The organism is Bifidobacterium vespertilionis, assembly GCF_008698145.1.
Classification (GTDB): Bacteria; Actinomycetota; Actinomycetes; order Actinomycetales; family Bifidobacteriaceae; genus Bifidobacterium; species Bifidobacterium vespertilionis.
Genome location: NZ_RZNZ01000035.1, coordinates 1 through 864 on the forward strand (window position 1 = coordinate 1; position 864 = coordinate 864).

General features: G+C 64.9%; 1 pseudogene. It reads right to left on the reverse strand.

What is annotated here, in order from left to right:
- Positions 1-643: 643 nt before the first annotated feature.
- A pseudogene (locus EMO90_RS12240) lies at positions 644-864 on the reverse strand (glycoside hydrolase family 25 protein); the annotation flags it as partial.

The following is an 864-nucleotide window of genomic DNA, read 5'->3' on the forward strand; positions in this document are numbered from 1 at the left end:
CGCGTTGGTGGGGGGCAGCGACAGAGGTGTAGAGGAGACAGGACGAAGGATCCTTCGCTGCGCTCAGGATGACGAAGAACACCGCCGTTCCGACTTTGCGCGTCACTGGGCGCGCGTCACACGGCGCGAACTGACCGTCACGCGGAGCGACTCACGCGTCACGCGGAGCGACTTGCGTCACACGGCGCGATCGCACCCCGTGATGTACCTCGAAAACCGTTGCGGCACAAGGCCTCCCGGATGGCATCACGGGGAGCGGTCGCACCCTGTGACGCCATCCGCATCGCGTGACGGCCGGTCCGCGCCCCGTGACGCGCGCCCAGTGACGCGCAAAGTCGGAACGGCGGTGTTCTTCGTCATCCTGAGCGCAGCGAAGGATCCTTCGACATTCCGCACAAGGTCATTGGTGTGGGAGTGTTAAGGATCCTTCGACTCCGCTACGCTCCGCTCAGGATGACGGGGAAACCAGCACGCTCGCCCAGAATGACGGGGTCGCTGCTTCGTCATCCTGAGCGAAGCGCGCAGCGCGAAGCCGAAGGATCCTTAACGCTACGCCCAGAATGACGAAAAAAGGGGGCCCGCGGCCGACCGAATGAACGGCAGGCCACAGGCCCCTCAGCGGGACTCGCGGATCAGCGGGACGCTAGGCCAGGTAGGCCCTGAACGCCACGCCCTCCTTCGTCCAGCCCTGAGACTCCAGGTAGTCGTACTCCTGCTGGCTCGTGGTCCACAGGTGTTCGCCCGTGTACCGGTTGTACAGACGGTACACGTCGGAGCCTTGGGTGTCGGACGCGTACCAGGCCTCGCCCTCCTGGGTCCAGCCCTGGGTCTTGAGATACTCGTACTCCTCGGGGTCCAGCGTGA